Here is an 18,192-nt window from a genome sequence, read left to right on the forward strand (position 1 = left end):
ACATGTCGTGGGTGGGCTGGGTGGCCGTCGCATCGACGGTCGCGCTGCTGCTCGCGGCCGGCGCCCTGTGGATCGCGCTCGCGAACCGGCGCGCCCTGCGCGGCCGCGGCATCCCGATCCCGCCCGCCATCGGCGCGCCCGGCAGCCGGGGCACCGCCGCCACGGACCAGACCGACGCCGCGCACACGCTCGTGGCCTTCGTCGCCAACCCGACCAAGCCGGGGGTGCCCGCGCTGCGCGACGCCGCCGTGCAGGCCTGCGCGGCCCGCTACCTGCCGGAGCCGATGTGGTTCGAGACGACCGCGGAGGACCCGGGCGTCGGGCAGACGCGCGAGGCGATCGCCCGCGGAGCGCAGCTCGTCGTCGCGGTCGGCGGTGACGGCACGGTCCGCGCGGTCGCGGAGGGCGTGGCCGGCACCGACGTCGCCATGGGCCTGGTGCCGCAGGGCACGGGCAACCTGCTGGCGCGCAACCTCGACCTGCCGCTCGGGGACGTGGACGCGCTGCTGCGGATCGCGCTCACCGGCACGGAGCGGCCGATCGACGTCGGCTGGCTGACCGTGGTCCGCGACGAGGCCCAGGTGAGCGACGACATCGCGGAGGCCGACCCGCACGCGGTCGCCCCGCAGGAGACCCCGCCCGACACGCGGGAGCCGGCCCGGGACCACATCTTCCTGGTCATCGCCGGCCTCGGCTTCGACGCGGCGATGGTCGCCGACGCCGACGAGGAGCTCAAGGCGAAGGTCGGCTGGATCGCCTACTTCGTGGCCGGCGTCAAGCACCTGCACGCCCGCCGCCTGCGCCTGCAGATGTCCCTGGACGACTCGCCGTGGTTCAACGTCCGGCTGCGCAGCGTGCTCATCGGCAACTGCGGCAAGCTCCCCGGCGGCGTCGTCCTGCTCCCCGACGCCGTCCTCGACGACGGCTGGCTCGACGTCGCCGCCATCGACACGCGCGTGGGGCTGCTCGGCTGGACGCAGCTGTTCGGCGAGGTCGCGCTGCAGCGGTTCGGCGTCCGCACCCGGCTGCCCAACAAGGCCGGCCGCATCGACCACGCCCGCAGCCGGGAGGTGCGGGTGCGCACGCGGGACGCGCAGCAGATCCAGGTGGACGGCGACATCATCGGCCGCGCGTTCGAGGTGGCCGCGCGCGTCGACCCGCTCGCGCTCCGGGTCCGCGTGGCCGATCCCGCGGCCCCCGCCGCCCCCTGACCGGACCGACCGTCAGGTCGCCTGGCCCTCGCGCAGCGCCGTGACCCAGGCCCGCGCGGCGTGGAAGTCCGCGTCGAGCGTGCCCGGGCGGACGCCGTCGTGCGGCTCGTCGACACGCGGGTAGGAGCCCATGAACCGCACGTGCGGGCACACCCGGTGCAGGCCCATGAACGCCTCGGCCACGCGCTCCTCGGCGATGTGCCCCTCGACGTCCATCGAGAACGAGTACCGGCCGAGGGCGTCGCCGATCGGGCGGGACTCGATGCGCGAGAGGTTCACCCCGCGCGTCGACAGCTGCTCGAGCATCTCCATCAGCGCGCCGGCCTGGTTGCTCGGCAGGTGCACGACGAGCGTCGTCTTGTCCGCGCCCGTGGGCGGCGGCACCTCCCCCGGCGTCCCGACGACGACGAAGCGCGTCACCGCGCGCGAGCTGTCCGCGACGTCGGTGGCCAGGGCCTCGAGGGCGTAGTGCTCGAGCGCGGCCGGCGGGATGAGCGCGGCGTCGAACGCCAGCTTCTCGTCGGTGCCGGCGAGCAGCGCGGCGGGCGCGGTGTTCGACGTCGCGGGCACGTGCACGACGCCGGGCAGGTTGGCCCGCAGCCAGCGGCGGCACTGCGCCCAGGCGTGCGGGTGGGCGGAGATGCGCGCGACGTCGGCCATCGTCGTGCCCGGGCGCGCGGCGAGCGTGAAGGACACCGGCACGAGCATCTCGCGCTGGATCACCAGCGGGTCGCCGGTGGCCAGGGTGTCCAGGACCGCCGTGACGCCGCCCTCGACGGAGTTCTCGATCGCGACCACCGCGAACTCGGCCTCGCCGTGCCGGACCGCCTCGATCGCGGACACCACGTCGACCTGCGGCAGGTAGGCGGCCTCGTCGGGGCCCACCACCTGGCGCAGCGCGGCCTCGGTGAACGTCCCGGCCGGGCCCAGGTAGGCGTAGCGCGGCCGCTCGTCGCCCGTCATGCGTCCTCCTCGCCGGACTGCTCAGTCCACCCGCCGGGCGCGCCCGCGCGCACACCGGTCCTCCACCAGGCCGTGGCCGGCTCGTCACGTTCCCCGCCGCCGCTCGAGCGTAGTGCGCCCTACCCTGGTCGGGTGCCCCCGTCCCGTCCGCTCGCGCGCCGCCTGCGCCGGGTGACCCGGGCCGCGGCCGCGGTCGTCCTCGCGGGGATGGCCGCCCTGGGCGTCACGGCGTCCGCCGCCGCCGGGGCCGTCGGGGCCGCAGCCGACGACGACGCCGCCGCGCGCCCCGCGGCGCCCGTGGTCCTCGTGGGCGTGACCGGGCTGCGCTGGGACGACGTCCAGACGCTCTCCACGCCCGCGCTGTGGGACATGTCCCGGAGCGCGACGCTCGGCCTGGTCGCCGCCCGCAGCGTGTCGAGCACGGCCTGCCCGGCCGACGGCTGGCTCGCCGTCGGCGCCGGGGCGCGCCTGGCCGACCTCGACGTCCCGGACCGCACGTGCCGGACGCTGCGCGACCCGGGCGAGAGCGGCGAGGTCCCCGGCTGGGCCGACTACCGCGCCGCGGCCGCCGAGCAGCCCTACGGCGCCCGGCCCGGCCTGCTCGGCGACGCCATCACGGCGGGTGGGGTGACCGCGACCGCCATCGGGCCGGGGGCGGCGCTCGCCCTGGCCGACGCCGACGGCCTGCCCGCCGGGACCGCCCAGCCGCGCCCCGTCCTGCCCCGCGACCTCGGCGTGGCGGTCCGCGAGGCGCTGCAGACCTCCGCGCTGGTGATCGTGGACGCCGGCGCGATCCGCGACGCCGGCAACGCCACCCGCAGCCGGGCCGCGACGACGCCGGGTGACACCGACGGCGACGCGGCGGACCTCCCCGGCGACGAGCCCTCGCACGACCCGAGCGGCCTCGACATCTTCGTCGAGCCCACGCGCGCCGAGCAGGTGCGGCTCGTCGACGAGCGGGTCGAGGCGGTCCTGCGCGCGACCCGCGCGAGCGACGCGACGGTCCTGGTCGTCTCGATCGCGGACTCCGGTCGCGCGCGGCTGCAGCTGGCCGCGGCCACCGGCCCCGCGCCCGACGGCGGCACCTACGCGGGCGGCCTGCTCACGTCCGGCTCCACGCGCCAGGACGGGCTGGTCCAGACCACCGACGTGACCTCCACGCTCCTGGAGCTCCTCGGGCTGCCGCAGCCGGCGGCGGCGTCGGGCGCACCGATCGTCCGGACGGGCGGTCCGGCGACGGCCACGGAGCGGGTGGCGCTGGTCCAGGACATCGCGGTCGAGGCGCGCCAGGTGACGCGGCTCGCCAGCTCCTACCTGACGCGGCTGGTCATGGCCGAGGCGGTGCTCTTCGTCGCGGCCGCGCTGCTGCTCGGGCGCCGCGCGGCGCGGGGACGCGCCGACCGGGCCCCGCTGCGTCCCGCGCTGCGCGTGCTCGCGGTGGTCTCGCTCGCGCTCGGCTCCGCACCGGTCGCGTCGTACCTGGCGGGCGTCGTGCCGTGGTGGCGGGCGTCGTCGCCCACCTGGGCGTTCTGGTGGGCGGTCCTGGCGTGGATGGCGGTCATCACCGCGGCCGCGCTCGCCGGGCCGTGGCGCCGGAACCTGCTCGGGCCGGCGGGCGTGGTGGCCGGGGTCACGGTCGCGGTGCTGCTCGTCGACACCATGCTCGGGTCGCCGCTGTTCATCGACGCCCCGATGGGCTCGCACCGGATCCAGGCGGCGCGCTTCTACGGCATGGGCAACCAGGCGTTCGCCCTGGTGGCCGCGGCGGGCATCCTCGCCGCGACGGCCGTCGCCCAGCCGCTCGTCAGCCGCGGGCGACGCACCCTCGCCACGTGGCTGGTCGTCGCCATCGGGCTGGTCGTCACGGTGGTCGACGGCGCCCCCGGGCTCGGCAGCGACTTCGGCGGACCGCCCGGGATCATCCTCGGCTTCGCCGTGCTGGCCACGGTGGTGAGCGGGCGGCGGGTGCGGTGGAAGCCGCTCCTGCTCGTCGCGCTCGTCGCGGGCGCCGTGGTGGTCGGCTTCGCCTGGCTCGACTGGCTGCGCCCGGCCGCGGACCGCACGCACCTGGGCCGGTTCTTCGCGACCGTCATGGACGGCCAGCTCTGGCAGGTGGTGTCCCGCAAGGTCGCCGTGCAGCTGCGCGTGCTGACCTACTGGCGCTACCTGGTGCTCGCGCTCGGCGGCACGATCGTCACCGTGCTCGTGCTGCTCGGGCCGTTCCCGTGGCGGCGTCGGGCGCGGCGCGCGGAGGGCGACGCCGTCGGCGCGCTCGCGGACGGCGACGGGCCCCTCTCGGGCCTCGGCCGCGCGGTCCCGCTCCTGGGAGCGGGCATCGCGGGCGTCGCCGTGGCGCTCGGCATCGGCTTCCTCATCAACGACTCGGGCATCGTCGTGCCGGCGACCGGGCTCGCCGTCGTCGTGCCGTGCCTCGTGGCCGCGGCCGCCCAGCTGCGCCTCGCGGAGGCGCGCGCGGGGGTCAGTCCTCGGCCGGAGCCGGACGAGACTCCCGCCTGACGAGCCGCCGGGCCCGCCGGGCGTTCACGGCGATGAGCACGTCGCGGTACTGGGCCGCGCGGTGCAGCTGCCCGCGGAAGTCCGAGCCCGACGGCCGGTGCCGCAGGTCGCACGGCACCTCGCGGATCCGGAAGCCCTTGGTGAGCAGGTCGATCGTCATACCTGTCTCGACGCCCCAGCCGCGCGCGAGCGGCGTGGCCGCCTCGAACGCCTCGCGCGTCACGCAGCGCATGCCCGACAGCGGCTGCGTGGGCGTCCAGCCGGTCATCGACTGGATCGACCGCCGGGCGAGCCCGACGACGATGCCGCGGCCGCCCGCGCCCGGCTGCGGCGGGAGCAGGGCGATCGTGGCGTCCGCCTCGCCCTCGAGCACCGGCGGCACCAGCGGGGCGGTGTTGACCGCGGACTCCGCGAGGTCGCCGTCGATGAAGAGCAGGAGGCGGGCCGGGCCGTCCTCGACGTCGCGCATCGCGACCACGGCGGCGCCCGTCTCCATCGCGGCCGCCTTGCCGCGGTTGTGCGAGTGCCGCACGACGACGGCGCCCGCCTCGCGCGCGACGTGCTGGGTCGCGTCCTCGCTGCCGTCGTCGACGACGAGCACGAGGTCCACGTGGGGGATCGCGCGCGCGGCGCGGACGGTGGCGGCGATGCGGCGGGACTCGTCCTTCGCCGGGATCACGACGGCCACGCGCTGCGGGGCCGGCTTGCTGCTCCGGGCGCGCCGGGCACGCGGTGCACGACGCGCGGGGCTCGCGGGGGCCGCCGGGGTCGCAGGGGAAGCGGCGGCGTCCGGGCTCGCGTCCGCGTCGGGTGCGGCGCTGTTGGCGTCGCCGGTGGGGTCGGCCGCCGTGGCCGGGGCGTCGGCCGAGCCCTCGGGCTCTGTCGTGCCGGGCTCCGTCGTGCCGGGAGCGGGCGCGCCGCCGTCGGCGGGCTGCTCCGAGCGGCGTGACCTGGCCACACGCACACCCTATCCGGAACGTAGGGGTGCATCATCCGGGCGCCACGACCTGGTCAACGGACGGTCATCGGCGCAGGCCGCGGCGGGGACGCGCGGCTCGCGTCCCCTCGTGTGGGCAGGTGTGGGCAGGGTGCGGGCAGGGTGCGGGCAGGGTGCCGGCGGGATGCCGGCGGCGCGTCAGCGGAGCGTGAGCTGCCGCGCGACGAGACCCGCGCGGGCCCGGCGGGCGTTCGCGTCGAGGGGCCCGTCGACCGCGAGCGCACCGTCCAGGCGGCCGGCGAGGGCGCCCATGAGCTCCTCGATGCGGTCGTCGGCCAGGCCGGGCTCGAGCTCCCACACCGGGACCACGAGGCCGCACGAGCGGAACGCTCCGATGAAGCGGCCCTGCGCGCCGCCGTCGCCCAGACCGGACTCGCGGCGGGCGTGCAGCCGGGCGAGGGCGTCCATGAACGCCTCCTCGTCGTGCGGCTGCGCCCAGCGGATGTACTCGCGGCCGCCCATGCGGGTCCAGTACGCGTGCTCGACGGAGGTGAGCCGTCGGGTGGGCACCATGTCGAGCGCGTCGGCCGTCGCGACGGCGTCGGCCTCCAGGTCGCTGCCCTCCAGGCCCCAGAAGTCGAAGGCGTCGTGCACCGTGACGGTGAACGGGACGGTCAGGTCCAGCACGTCCTGCAGGCGCGGCCCGTCGGCGTCGGCCGGCGGCGTCGCGCTGCGGATGGCGGTGCCCGGCTCGAGCGCCATCGCGCGCAGCAGCAGGTCCGCCAGGTCGCGCGAGGCGTCCCCGGAGCCGGCGTTCTGCTGGAGCGCCAGCAGGACCACGCCGTCGGCGCGGTGGATCGCCGGCCACGCGCCCGGCAGCAGCGTGACCACCATGACGTCCTTGGCGCCGTGGGCCTTGGTCGTCCTCGCCGTCGCGGACGCGGCGGGGACCACCTCCCGCATCGCCACCCAGTCGGGCTCGCCGGGCAGACCCTCGAACGGACGCAGCACGAACTCAGTCCTCGCCATGGGCAGCGAGGGTACCGGTCGCCGGTCGCGTCCCCCACCTGTGGCGGTCGCGGTGGTCCGCAGCCATGGAGCCGGGCAGGTGCTCGGTGCAAGGATCGGAGCATGCACCCGCGCGCTGGAACCGTCGCCCTGCCCGAGGACCTCATCGACACGGGCGCGCTCGTCGCCGCCTACTACGACCGCACGCCGGACCCCGAGAACCCCGACCAGCAGGTCGTCTTCGGCACGTCCGGCCACCGCGGGTCGAGCCTGGACACCGCGTTCAACGAGGCGCACATCGTCGCGACCACCGCGGCCATCGTCGAGTACCGGCGGGCGCAGGGCACCGACGGCCCGCTGTTCCTCGGCCGCGACACCCACGCGCTGTCGGAGCCCGCGTGGCGGACGGCGCTCGAGGTGCTCGCCGCGGCCGGCGTCGAGGTGCGCATCGACGCGCGGGACGCGTACACCCCGACGCCCGCCGTCTCGCACGCGATCCTGCTGCACAACGGTGCGACGACCGCGGAGGGGGTGCGCACGACGTCGTCGGGCGGCGCGAGCGGGCTGGCGGACGGCATCGTGGTGACGCCGTCGCACAACCCGCCCCGCGACGGCGGCTTCAAGTACAACCCGCCCCACGGCGGGCCGGCGGACTCCGACGCGACGGGGTGGATCGCGCGCCGGGCGAACGAGATCCTGCGCCAGGGCGTCGACCAGGTGCGACGCGTCAGCGTCGAGTCGGCGCTCGTCGCGGACACGACGCACAAGCACGACTTCCTGTCCGCGTACGTGGACGACCTGCCGTCGGTGCTGGACATCGACCTCATCCGCGCCGCGGGCGTGCGCATCGGCGCGGACCCGCTGGGCGGCGCGGCCGTGGACTACTGGGGCGCCATCGGGGAGCGGTACGGGCTCGACCTGACGGTGGTGAACCCGACGGTCGACCCGCGGTGGGCGTTCATGACGCTCGACTGGGACGGCAAGATCCGGATGGACTGCTCGTCGCCGTCGGCGATGGCCTCCCTGGTCCGGGCGATGGCGGCGACCGACGGCGGGAGCGCGCCGTTCGACGTCGCGACCGGCAACGACGCCGACTCCGACCGCCACGGCATCGTGACCCCGGACGCCGGGCTGATGAATCCGAACCACTACCTCGCCGTGGCGATCGACTACCTGTACGGCGGCGCGCGGCCGGGCTGGCCGGCGGGCACGGCCATCGGCAAGACGCTCGTGTCGTCCTCGCTGATCGACCGGGTCGCCGCGGCGCAGGGGCGCCGGCTGCTCGAGGTGCCGGTCGGGTTCAAGTGGTTCGTGCCGGGGCTGCTGGACGGGTCGGTCGGGTTCGGCGGCGAGGAGTCCGCGGGCGCGTCGTTCCTGCGCTCGGACGGGACCGTGTGGACCACCGACAAGGACGGCATCCTGCTGGCGCTGCTGGCGTCGGAGATCATCGCGCGGACCGGCCAGTCGCCGTCGCAGCTGCACGCGGGCCTCGTCGAGCGGCACGGGCAGTCCTGGTACGCCCGCGTGGACGCCCCGGCGACGCGCGAGCAGAAGTCCGCCCTCGCGCGCCTGACGCCGGACCGCGTCACCGCGGACACGCTCGCGGGCGAGCCGATCACCGCGCGTCTGACGTCGGCGCCGGGGAACGACGCCCCGATCGGCGGGCTCAAGGTCGTGACCGAGAACGCGTGGTTCGCCGCGCGCCCGTCGGGCACCGAGGACGTCTACAAGATCTACGCCGAGTCGTTCGTGTCCCCCGAGCACCTGGCCGAGGTCCAGTCCGCGGCCCGCGAGGTGGTCACGGCCGCCCTGACCTGACGGCCCGGGTCCCCTCCCGCGGAGTGGAGCGTTCGGGACCGACACGCCCGGCGTGTCGGTCGAGAACGCTCCACTCCAGGTACGAACGCTCCACACGGTGGGGTGGGGACGGCGCCCGGTCGGCGGGCCCGGACATGGGTTCAGGGGTGTCGGTCCGAGGGCGGACAATGGAGCACATGCTCCGGCCCTATCGCGAGGTTCTCGCGCGCCCGGGCGCCCTGGCCTTCTCCGCTGCGGGCGTCCTCGCGCGCCTCCCCATGTCCATGGTCGGCATCGCCATCGTGCTGGCGGTACCCGAGGTCTACGGGTCGTACGCCCTGGCGGGCCAGATCACCGCCGTGTACGTGGTGGTGCACGCGATCGCCGCGCCGCTGCTCGCCCACCTCGTCGACCGGTACGGCCAGGCGCGGGTCATGAACCCGGCCCTGCGGGTCGCGGGCCTGGGGATCTTCGGTGTGATCGCCGCCATCGGGCTCGAGGCGCACCCGGGCTGGATCTTCGCCTCGGCGGTCGTCGCCGGCGCGAGCATCGGCTCCGTCGGCGCGCTCGTCCGCGCGCGATGGACGTACGTGCTGCGCGACCCCGGCGCGATCCACACGGCCTACTCCCTGGAGTCGGCCCTGGACGAGTTCGTCTTCATCGTCGGGCCGGTCGTCGCGACGGTCCTCTCGACGACCGTCGCGCCCACCGCCGGCCTCTGGCTGCCCGCGGTCGCGGTGCTCGTCGGCGGCTGGCTGCTCCTGTCGCAGCGCGCCACCGAGCCGCCCGTCGTGCCGCGCGCGCACGACGCCCCGAAGGGCTCGCTCCTGCGCTCGGGCGGGATGATCGTGCTCACCCTCGTGTTCGCCGCCGTCGGCGCGATCTTCGGCGCCACCGACGTCGCGACCGTCGCGTTCGCCGAGGAGCAGGGCAGCAAGTCCTCCGCCGGCTTCGTGCTCGCGGTCTTCGCGTGCGGCTCGATGCTCTCCGGCCTCGGCTACGGCCTGCGGCACTGGGTCAGCCCGCTGTGGCGGCGCTTCGTCATCGGCGTGCTCGCGCTCGCCGCGGGCGTCTCGCTGTTCTTCGTGGTGACCAGCCTGCCGATGCTCGCGGCGGTCATGTTCGTGACCGGCTTCACCATCGCGCCGACGATCGTCAACGGGAACGGCCTGGTCACGTCGTTCGTGCGCCGCGACCAGCTCACCACGGGGCTGGCCTGGGTCGGCACGGCGCTCGGCGTCGGGGTGTCGATCGGCTCGGCGGCCGCCGGCGGCGCCATCGACAACCAGGGCTCGCACGGCGGGTTCCTCGTCGTCGCCGGGTCGGCGGCCTTCGCGGTGCTCGCGACGCTCGTCGCGATCCCGACGCTCCGGGCCGGTCACGTCGACGCGACGCCCGGCCCCGGCCCCGCTCAGGCGACGGTCGTCCCGAACAACGCGCCCAAGCCGTAGGTGACCGCGGCCGCGCCGTAGCCGATGGCGAGCTGCCGCAGCGCCCGACGCACAGGCGGCCCACCGCTGATCAGGCCGACGAACGCGCCCGTCGTCATGAGCGCGACACCCACGGCGACCAGCGCGACGACGAGCGCCGTCGCCCCACCGAGCCCGAACATGTACGGCACCACGGGGATGACCGCGCCCATCCCGAAGAAGCAGAACGACGACGACGCCGCGCCCCACGCGGTCCCGACGGCCTCGTGCGGGTCGACGTCCGGGTCGGTGTCCGCGTGGAAGCGGCGGCTCGCGGTTCCGAGGATGACGATGTCGGCCATCACCTCGTCCGCGTGCCTCTGCGCCTCCTCCGGCGTCATGCCGCGCGCCCGGTAGACCAGCGCCAGCTCGTTCGCGTCGACGTCGAGGTCCGGCAGCGCCTCGATCGCGTCGGGGCTCGGCGTCGAGGCCGCGAGGAGCTCACGCTGCGAGCGCACCGAGATGAACTCGCCGGCGCCCATGGACAGGGCGCCGGCCAGGAGCCCGGCGAGGCCGGTGAGCAGCACGACGCCCCGATCGGTGCCGGCCGCGGCGACGCCCATGATGAGGGCGACGTTGGACACCAGGCCGTCGTTGGCGCCGAAGACGGCGGCCCGGAAGCTCCCCGCGAGGCGGTTGCGGCCGCGCGTCGCGAGCGCCCGGACCACCTCGGCGTGGATGCGCTCGTCGGCGGCCATCTGCGCCGTCGCGTCGACGTCGGCCTCGTAGGTCGAGCGGACCTCGGCGCGCTGCGCGAGCGCCAGCACGAACACCGAGCCGAAGCGCCGCGCGAGCAGCGCCAGGACCCGGAACCGGAAGCCCGGCCGCGGGAGGCGACCCGCGCGGTCGCCGAGCAGGGCCTGCCAGTGCGCGGCGTGCCGGCCCTCGGCGTCGGACAGGGCGAGCAGGATCTCGCGCTCCTCGCCCTCCTTGCGGCGGGCCAGGTCGCGGTACACGCCGGCCTCGGCGAGCTCGTCGGCGAGGTAGCGCCGCCAGCGCCGGAGGTCGGCGGGGGTGGGGGTGGTGGTGCTCGTCACGGTTCTAGCGTGCCACCTGCGCTCACGCCCGCCGCGGGACCGGCAGGTGCAGCGCGGCGAGCAGGTCCAGCGACGCCAGGTGCGTGTTGAACGTGTACAGGTGCACGCCCGGGGCGCCCGCCTCGACCAGGCGCTCGACGAGCCCGACACCCAGCCGCCGCCCGACGACGACGCGCTCGTCGCCGTCGCTCAGGTCGAGCCGCACGAGGATCTCCGGTGGCACCGGCACCCCGCTGATCTCCTGGAGCCGGCGCAGCCGCGCCGGGTCCACGAGCGGCACGATGCCGGGCAGCACGGGGATGTGCACGCCCGCCGCGCGCGCGGCCGCGACGTACCCCGCGTACACCTGCGGCTCGAAGAACACCTGGGTGATCGCGTAGTCCGCGCCGGCATCCTGCTTCGCCAGCAGCGCGAGCACGTCGTCGCGGCCCGGCTCGGCGCTCTGGCCGGGCGCGGCCCAGGCCGCCGACGGCGTCGCCGCCACCCCGATCGACAGCGGCACCGCGTGCTCGCGGCCGAGCTCGCGCAGCCGGGCGACGAGCTCGCTGCCGGACGTCAGCCCCTCGGGGTGGGCCTCCCAGGTGGCCACCCCCCGCGGCGGGTCGCCCCGGAGGGCGAGCAGGTCGCGCACCCCCTCCTCGAGGAAGCCCTCGGCGGTCTGCCGGAGCTCCGCCCAGGGCACGCCCACGCAGGTCAGGTGCGCGACGACGTCGGCGTCGGTGTTGGCCTTGAGCCAGCGGACCACCTCGCGCGAGGTCTCCCGGGTGCTGCCGGACGCGCCGTACGTCACCGAGAAGAAGTCGGGGCCGACGGCGGCGAGCTGCTCGACCGCGCGCTGCATCGACGTCATGCCGGCCGGGGTGCGCGGCGGGTACAGCTCGAAGGACACGCTGGGCCGCGCGGGGTCGGCGACGCACGCGGCGACGCCCGTGGGGCCGGGGCGCCCGGCACCGCTGGTGGTGGTCATCTCGCTCCATCGTCCCTGGTGGGAGCACCCGCACGCGCAGGACAGGCGCGGGTTGCTGCGGCGTCGCGGAGCCAGGTCTCTCGGCCGCTCGTGATGGGACGCCTCACCATAGCGGGGGCGGTCCGGCCGCCGACGGCCCGGCCGCTGACCGGACGCTCACCGGACGCACAGGACCGGGCATGGTCATCGGACGTAGGCTGCCCTGCGGCCCTGTGCGTCTCGCGGGCCGTCCCGATCCCGGAGGAACTCCAGCCGTGCGCCGACCCATGCTTGCCGCCGTCCTCGCCGCGACGCTCCTGCTCGCCGCCTGCGGCAACGAGGCGGACTCGGGCGACGCCGCCGAGAGCCCGACCCCGACCGCGACGACGACCTCGGAGCCGACCGGCGAGCAGCCGCCCAGCGCCGCCGACCTCGCGGCCCTGGCGGCCGTCGCCGTCGAGGGCCCGCTCGGCTCCGCGCCGACCGTGACGTTCGACGCGCCGTTCGAGGTCTCCGCCCCGGTCGCCCGCGTCGACACCCCCGGCGCCGGCGAGCCGATCACGGACGGCCAGCTGCTGCGCGTGCACTACATGCTGGTCGACGGCTCGACCGGCGAGCCTGCCGGCTCCACGTGGGACGTCGGGGCCCCGCAGGCCTTCCTGCTCGGCGACCCGAACATGCCGGCCGCGATGAACGACGTCCTGGCCGAGCAGAACGTCGGCGTGCGCTTCCTGCTCGCCGTGCCGGGCACCCCGGGCACCGACGGCGCAGAGGGAACGCCGTCGACCGTCTTCGTGTTCGAGGTCGTCGGCGCCGTGCCGGGTCGCGCCGCCGGGACGGCCGTCGCGCCGCCCGCCGGTCTGCCGACCGTGACCCTCGCCGAGGACGGCTCGCCGTCCATCGAGGTCGGCGACGCGACCGAGCCCACCGAGCTCGTCGCCCAGACGCTCATCGAGGGCACGGGCCCGGCCGTCCAGACCGGGCAGGTGCTCACGCTGCAGTACACCGGCTGGCTGTGGGACGGCACGACGTTCGACTCCTCGTGGGAGAACGGCGCCCCGTTCCAGACGACGATCGGCGCGGGACGCGTCATCGCCGGCTGGGACCAGGGCCTGGTCGGCAAGACCGTCGGCAGCCAGGTGCTCCTGGTCATCCCGTCGGACCTCGGCTACGGCCCCGACGGCAACGGCTCCATCCCGGGCGACGCGACGCTGATCTTCGTCGTGGACATCCTCGACGCATCCTGACCGGCACGGTGGTGACGCCAGGGCGTCACCACCTCCGGGCGCGACCTCCGGGCGCGACCTCCGGGCGCGCGGCCCGGCGGGCGCTCGTCAGCCGAGGCGGACGTCCAGCACCGAGCCGTCGCGCAGCATCGACTCCGGCGCGAGGTTCCCGACGACCGGGACCCCGTCGACCTCCATGGACACCACGCCGCGGCTCACGTGCTCGGGGTTGCGCACGCGCACCCGGACCGTGCGGCCCCGGAAGGCGCGCGTCATCTCGAAGCCGTCCCACGCCGTCGGCAGGCACGGGTCCACGCGCAGGCCGCCGACCTCGGGGCGCACGCCCAGCAGGTACTGGGTCACCGCGACGTAGGTCCAGCTCGCCGTGCCCGTCAGCCAGGGGTTGCGCGCCTGACCGAACCGCGGCGACGACGGGCCGTGCGTGAACTGGCTGTAGACGTACGGCTCGGCCTGGTGCACCTCCTGGCGGGGGTCGGCGTCGCCGTCGCCCTTCGCCGGCAGGTAGGAGCGGTAGTAGTCGTAGGCGCGGTCACCCCGGCCGAGAACGGCCTCGGCGACGATCGCCCACGAGTTCGCGTGGCAGAAGATGCCGCCGTTCTCCTTGTGCCCCGGGGGGAACACGAGCAGGGACAGCCCGATGCCCTCCATCGGGTGCGTGTGCGGCGGGTCGCACAGGGCCACGCCGTGCTCGGTCGCGAGGTGCTCGTGCACCGCGTCCATCGCGCGCTCGGCGCGCTCGCGCGACGTCGCCCCGGAGATCGCCGCCCACACGTTGGGCTCGAGGTAGATCCGACCCTCGTCCGCCTCGACGGAGCCGAGCGCCGCGCCCGTGGCGGAGATGCCGCGGATGAACCAGTCGCCGTCCCAGGCGGCGTCGATCGCGGGTGCGAGCTCGGCGAGCCCGGACGCGCACCGGTCGGCGACGTCGTCGCGCCCGGCCGCGGCGGCCAGCTCGCCGACCACGCGCAGGCCGTTGGCCAGCAGGAACGTGGAGAACATCGACTCGCCCGTGGTGCCGAACTGCAGGCAGTCGTTCCAGTCGGCCGCCAGGCCCTGCACGAGCCCGTTCGACCCGCGGTGCGCGAGCGAGAAGTCGAGCGCGCGCAGCAGGTGATCCAGGACCGTCGCCTCGCCGTGGTCGGCGAACGGCAGCACCTGCGCGAGGTACCCCTGGTCGCCCGACTCCCCGACGACGGCGGCCACCGCGATGGGCAGCCAGAGCGCGTCGTCGGAGCGGTACTGCTCGAGCGCCGGCGTCGGCTCGCTGCCCGGGGTGTGCGTGAGCGGCTTGACCAGGGGCAGCCCGCCGCCCTCGGCCGTCTGCGCCGTGAGGAGCATGTCCAGCCGCTCCCGGACGGCCGCCGGGATGGCGTGCGTGACGGCGAGGCAGTCCTGCGCCGTGTCGCGGTAGCCCAGGCCGTCCCGGTCCCCCGCCTCGACGAGTGAGACGCCGCGCGACCAGCTGAACGTCATGTGCGTCTGGTACGCGTGCCAGACGTTGACCATCGAGTCGAGCGTCGGGTCCGGCGTCGTGACCTGGAGCGTGCCCAGGCGCTCGGCCCACTCCGCGCGCAGCGCGGCCAGCTCGGCGGCGACGCGCTCCGGGGTCGCGTACTCGGCCATCACCTGCCGGCCCGGGGGCAGCGGCGGGTCGCCCGCCGGGGCGCCGATGCGCGGGCGCTCGTCGCGCCAGGGCTCGTCCGGGTTCCCGACGCCGAGGCAGAAGATCACCTGGCGGCGCTCGCCGGGGGCGAGCTCGAGGCGCACCTGCAGCGACGCGCACGCGTTGTCGCCGGTCGCCTCGCTGCCGGAGCACTCACCGCGCTCGACCGCGAGCGGGTTCGCCTGCGTGTGGTACGGCCCGAGGAACGCGTCGCGGTCGGTGTCGAAGCCGACGACGTCGGCGCCCGCCACCGCGAACCACAGGTCGCTGTCCGCCTCACGCGTCGAGTTGCGCCGGTGGATCATCCCGTCGCGGTAGCGGCAGACGACGACGTACTGGCTGTACTGGAGGTTCTCCAGGTCCTGCCGGTAGCTCCACTCGTTCGCCAGCTCGGCGTAGGAGAAGACGGAGATGGTCCGCGCGTCCGGCCCGGGGTTGTGCACCTCCAGGGACCAGTACTCGAAGGCCTGGCCCGCGGGGATGAACGTCGTCAGTTCGCTGCGGATCCCGGCGTAGCCGGCCTCGAACACCGAGTAGCCCAGACCGTGCCGCACCCGCGCGTCGTACTCCCCGAGCGGCTTGCCCACCGGCTGCCAGGAGGCCGACCAGTAGTCGCCCGTGGCGTCGTCGCGCAGGTAGACGAAGCGACCCGGCTCGTCGACGGGCACGCCGTTGAAGCGCATCCGCAGCACGCGGCCCGTGCCGCCGGACCGGTAGAACGAGTAGCCGCCGGCGTTCTGCGTGACGATGCCGCCGTACAGCCGCGAGCCCAGGTAGTTGATCCAGGACCGCGGCGTGTCCGGCCGCGTGATGACGTACTCGCGGGCGGCGTCGTCGAAGTGGCCGTACCTCACAGCTCGGCCGTGATGTGGACGGTGCTGCCGGCGGCCGCGTACGGCACGAGGCGACCCTCGACGGGGGCGCCGTCGACCGTGAGCGACGCGCGGCGACCCGGCGTGCCCGAGTTCTTCACCGTGATCACGTAGGTCGCGCCGCGGGCGCGACGGGTCACGGTGAACTCCGGCACGGACGGACCGATCTGCGGGTCGACGACGAGGCCGTCGTAGTCCGTCCGCACACCCAGCAGGTACTGGCTGACCGCGACGAACGTCCACGCGGCCGTGCCGGTGAGCCAGGAGTTCTTCGCCTCGCCGTGCCGCGGGGCCTCCTTGCCGGCGATCATCTGCGCGTACACGTACGGCTCGAGGCGGTGCACCTCGCTGATCTCCTCGCGGTACGCGGGCGCCGTGCGGGTCCAGTAGTCGAACGCGCGGTCGCCGCGGCCGAGCACCGTCTCACCGATGACCACCCACGGGTTGTTGTGGCAGAAGATGCCACCGTTCTCCTTGTACCCCGGCGGGTACGTCGTGACCTCGCCCATGTTCAGCCGGTAGGTGCGGTACGCGGGGTACTGCAGCACGAGGCCGTGCGGCGTCCCGAGCATGTCGCGCACCGAGTCCAGCGCGGCGACGGCGCGGCTGGCCTGCGACTCCGGCGTGGTCGGGTCGTCGCTGTCGACGCCGATGCCTGCCATGACCGCGAAGCCCTGGGGCTCGATCCAGATCTGGCCCTCGGTGTCGGCGTGCGTGCCGATCGGCGTACCGAAGTAGTCGTACGCCCGCAGGAACCAGCTGCCGTCCCACCCGTGGTTCTCGACGGCGACGCGCATCTCCTCGACGGCGGCCCGCGCGTCCGCGGCGACGTCGGCCAGGCCGCGATGCTCCGCGATGGCGGCGTACTCGGCGCCGTAGAGGACGAACTGCGCCGCGATGAACACCGACTCCGCGACGCCGCCCGCCTTGTTCTCCGTCGTCTGGAACGACTCGCCCGGCGTCGTCGAGAAGCAGTTGAGGTTGAGGCAGTCGTTCCAGTCCGCGCGCCCGATGAGCGGCAGGCCGTGCGGGCCGCGGTGGTCGACCGTGTACCGGAACGAGCGCGTCAGGTGCTCGAACAGGGTGTCGGCGAGGGCGTCGTCGTTGTCGAACGGCACCTGCTCGTCGAGGATCGAGAAGTCGCCCGTCTCCTTCAGGTACGCGGCGACGGCGGCGACCAGCCACATCGGGTCGTCGTTGAAGCCCGAGCCGACCTCGAGGTTCCCGCGCTTCGTCAGCGGCTGGTACTGGTGGTAGGCCGAGCCGTCCGGGAACTGCGTCGCCGCGACGTCGAGGAGGCGCTCGCGCGCCCGCTCGGGCACCAGGTGCACGAAGCCCAGCAGGTCCTGGGTGGAGTCGCGGAAGCCCATGCCCCGCCCGATGCCGGACTCGAAGTACGACGCCGACCGCGACATGTTGAACGTGGTCATCACCTGGTACTGGTTCCAGATGTTGACCATGCGGTCCAGGCGCTCGTCGGTCGAGGTGACCGAGTAGGTCGACAGCAGGTCGGTCCAGTACTGGCGCAGCTCGGCGAGCGCGGCGTCGGCCTGCTCGGTGGTGGCGAAGCGCGCGAGGAGCGCGTGCGCCGGCGCCTTGTTGATGACCTGGTGCGCGTCGTCGGCCCACTTGGCGTCGTCGTCGTTCTCGAGGTAGCCGAGGACGAACACGAAGGTGCGCGACTCGCCCGGGGCGAGCTCGACGGCGAGGCCGTGCGAGGCGATCGGGTACCAGCCGCTCGCGACCGAGTTCGCCGAGGCGCCGGCCGTCGGGACCACCGGCTCGTGCAGGCCGTTGTAGAGGCCGACGAACGACTCGCGGTCGGTGTCGAACCCGTTCGCGCGCGTGTTCACCGCGTAGACGGCGTAGTGGTTGCGGCGCTCGCGGTACTCGGTGCGGTGGTAGATCGCGGTGCCGGTGGGGCCGTCCTGCTCGACCTCGACCTCGCCGATGTTGAGGTTGCGCTGGAAGTTCGTCTGGTCGTCGAGCGCGTTCCAGAGCGCGAACTCCACGTAGGAGAAGAGCTGCAGCGACTTGGGGGCGTCGGTGGTGTTGGTGACCGAGACGCGCTGCACCTCGGCGTCGGTGTCCACCGGCACGAAGAACAGCGACTCCACGCGCACGCCGCCGCGCTGGCCCGTGATCTGCGAGTAGCCGAGGCCGTGCCGCGCCTCGAAGTGCTCGAGCTCGGCCTTCACCGGCAGGTACGACGGCGTCCAGACGTCGCCGCCGTCGTTGACGAACAGGTAGCGCCCGCCCTCGTCGGTGGGGACGTTGTTGTAGCGGTACCGCGTGATCCGGCGCATCCGCGCGTCGCGGTAGAAGGAGTATCCGCCGGCCTGGTGGCTGATCAGCGAGAAGAACCGCTCGGAGCCGAGGTAGTTGATCCACGGGTAGGGCGTGTGCGGGGTGGTGATGACGTACTCGCGGGTCGCGTCGTCGAAGTGCCCGAAGCGCATGGCAGGAGGCCCTCTCGTGGTGCTGGGTGGGTGCGCAGGTGTCGTGCTCTGAGTGTGCTCTGAGGT

At 74.9% G+C, this 18,192-nt stretch carries 12 protein-coding genes and 1 riboswitch; of the genes, 5 read left to right on the forward strand and 7 right to left on the reverse strand.

The window, feature by feature from the left end:
- The first annotated feature begins 2 nt into the window (after window positions 1-2).
- On the forward strand, window positions 3-1,211 hold the full coding sequence (locus AFE02nite_RS10975) for a diacylglycerol/lipid kinase family protein (RefSeq protein ID WP_034247389.1): 1,209 nt from the start codon (window positions 3-5) through the stop codon (window positions 1,209-1,211).
- Window positions 1,212-1,223: 12 nt separating this feature from the next.
- Here the strand turns inward: AFE02nite_RS10975 and pheA are convergent, their stop codons facing one another.
- Entirely contained in the window at window positions 1,224-2,174 is a 951-nt protein-coding gene (gene pheA / locus AFE02nite_RS10980) for a prephenate dehydratase (protein ID WP_034247386.1), read from the reverse strand.
- A gap of 132 nt (window positions 2,175-2,306) precedes the next feature.
- Between pheA and AFE02nite_RS10985 the strand changes: the two genes are divergently transcribed.
- Window positions 2,307-4,691 (forward strand): hypothetical protein, encoded by a 2,385-nt coding sequence (locus AFE02nite_RS10985; protein WP_146819634.1) that lies wholly within the window; start codon window positions 2,307-2,309, stop codon window positions 4,689-4,691.
- On the opposite strand, the gene AFE02nite_RS10990 is transcribed toward AFE02nite_RS10985, so the two are convergent.
- Both AFE02nite_RS10990 and AFE02nite_RS10995 read right to left on the reverse strand, forming a co-directional pair.
- Complete coding sequence (locus AFE02nite_RS10990) at window positions 4,654-5,379, reverse strand: glycosyltransferase family 2 protein (protein WP_146819652.1); 726 nt, start codon at window positions 5,377-5,379, stop codon at window positions 4,654-4,656. The two genes, AFE02nite_RS10985 and AFE02nite_RS10990, sit on opposite strands and share 38 nt — an antisense overlap.
- A gap of 447 nt (window positions 5,380-5,826) precedes the next feature.
- Window positions 5,827-6,657, reverse strand: a complete 831-nt coding sequence (locus AFE02nite_RS10995; RefSeq protein ID WP_034245390.1) for a DUF5926 family protein — start codon at window positions 6,655-6,657, stop codon at window positions 5,827-5,829.
- 102 nt (window positions 6,658-6,759) lie between these two features.
- Here AFE02nite_RS10995 and pgm point away from each other — a divergent pair, with 102 nt between their 5' ends.
- The gene (pgm, locus tag AFE02nite_RS11000; RefSeq protein WP_034245393.1) at window positions 6,760-8,454 is read left to right on the forward strand and encodes a phosphoglucomutase (alpha-D-glucose-1,6-bisphosphate-dependent); all 1,695 of its coding nucleotides are present in this window, start codon (window positions 6,760-6,762) and stop codon (window positions 8,452-8,454) included.
- 176 nt (window positions 8,455-8,630) lie between these two features.
- Window positions 8,631-9,884, forward strand: coding sequence for an MFS transporter (locus tag AFE02nite_RS11005; RefSeq protein WP_186814540.1), 1,254 nt, complete (start codon window positions 8,631-8,633; stop codon window positions 9,882-9,884).
- Here the strand turns inward: AFE02nite_RS11005 and AFE02nite_RS11010 are convergent.
- Window positions 9,845-10,939, reverse strand: a complete 1,095-nt coding sequence (locus tag AFE02nite_RS11010; RefSeq protein ID WP_034245396.1) for a VIT1/CCC1 transporter family protein — start codon at window positions 10,937-10,939, stop codon at window positions 9,845-9,847. The genes AFE02nite_RS11005 and AFE02nite_RS11010 overlap by 40 nt on opposite strands.
- A 22-nt stretch (window positions 10,940-10,961) precedes the next feature.
- Window positions 10,962-11,906, reverse strand: coding sequence for a methylenetetrahydrofolate reductase (locus tag AFE02nite_RS11015; RefSeq protein ID WP_146819635.1), 945 nt, complete (start codon window positions 11,904-11,906; stop codon window positions 10,962-10,964).
- Between the two features lie 3 nt (window positions 11,907-11,909).
- A riboswitch (SAM riboswitch) is annotated at window positions 11,910-12,006 on the reverse strand.
- 154 nt (window positions 12,007-12,160) lie between these two features.
- On the opposite strand from AFE02nite_RS11015, the gene AFE02nite_RS11020 reads away from it, so the two are divergent.
- Window positions 12,161-13,132, forward strand: coding sequence for an FKBP-type peptidyl-prolyl cis-trans isomerase (locus AFE02nite_RS11020; RefSeq protein WP_261765582.1), 972 nt, complete (start codon window positions 12,161-12,163; stop codon window positions 13,130-13,132).
- An 87-nt stretch (window positions 13,133-13,219) separates the two neighbouring features.
- Here the strand turns inward: AFE02nite_RS11020 and AFE02nite_RS11025 are convergent, their stop codons facing one another.
- Window positions 13,220-15,649, reverse strand: a complete 2,430-nt coding sequence (locus AFE02nite_RS11025; protein WP_034245404.1) for a GH36-type glycosyl hydrolase domain-containing protein — start codon at window positions 15,647-15,649, stop codon at window positions 13,220-13,222.
- Window positions 15,646-18,126, reverse strand: a complete 2,481-nt coding sequence (locus tag AFE02nite_RS11030; RefSeq protein WP_034245407.1) for a GH36-type glycosyl hydrolase domain-containing protein — start codon at window positions 18,124-18,126, stop codon at window positions 15,646-15,648. Before AFE02nite_RS11030 ends, AFE02nite_RS11025 begins: the two co-directional genes overlap by 4 nt.
- Between the last annotated feature and the right edge of the window lie 66 nt (window positions 18,127-18,192).

The sequence above is a fragment of the Actinotalea fermentans genome (assembly GCF_007991475.1).
GTDB lineage: Bacteria > Actinomycetota > Actinomycetes > Actinomycetales > Cellulomonadaceae > Actinotalea > Actinotalea fermentans.